The organism is Brucella grignonensis (assembly GCF_002252505.1).
Classification (GTDB): domain Bacteria; phylum Pseudomonadota; class Alphaproteobacteria; order Rhizobiales; family Rhizobiaceae; genus Brucella; species Brucella grignonensis.
Genome location: NZ_NNRL01000020.1, coordinates 1 through 442, shown reverse-complemented (window position 1 = coordinate 442; position 442 = coordinate 1). Strand labels below are relative to the sequence as shown.

Genomic DNA, 442 nt, shown 5'->3' with positions numbered 1-442 from the left:
GGAACAGGCGATGCGGGTGGCGATCGAATGCGCCGGGTTCACCGCCGGCGAGGCAGACCAGCTCCGCCGCGCCATGGCAACTTTTAAACACACAGGCGGCGTCTCCAAGTTCGGTGAGAAGCTCATCCAGGGCATGGTCGATAATGGCTATGATCGGGAATTTGCAGAGCGGACGTTCCGCCAGTTGGAGGGCTTCGGTTCCTATGGTTTTCCCGAAAGCCATGCCGCGAGCTTCGCGCTGATCGCCTATGCGTCGAGCTGGATCAAATGCTGGCATCCAGACGTCTTCTGCGCGGCACTCTTGAACGCCCAGCCGATGGGTTTCTATGCGCCGGCGCAAATTGTGCGTGATGCGGTTGAGCATGGCGTCGAAATCCGCCCTGTCTGTGTCAATTCCAGCCGTTGGGATTGCACGCTCGAACCACGGGACGCCGATGACGGT

General features: G+C 60.2%; 1 pseudogene. It reads left to right on the top strand.

From position 1 onward, the window contains the following. A pseudogene (gene dnaE2, locus CEV33_RS00245) lies at positions 1–442 on the top strand (error-prone DNA polymerase); the annotation flags it as partial.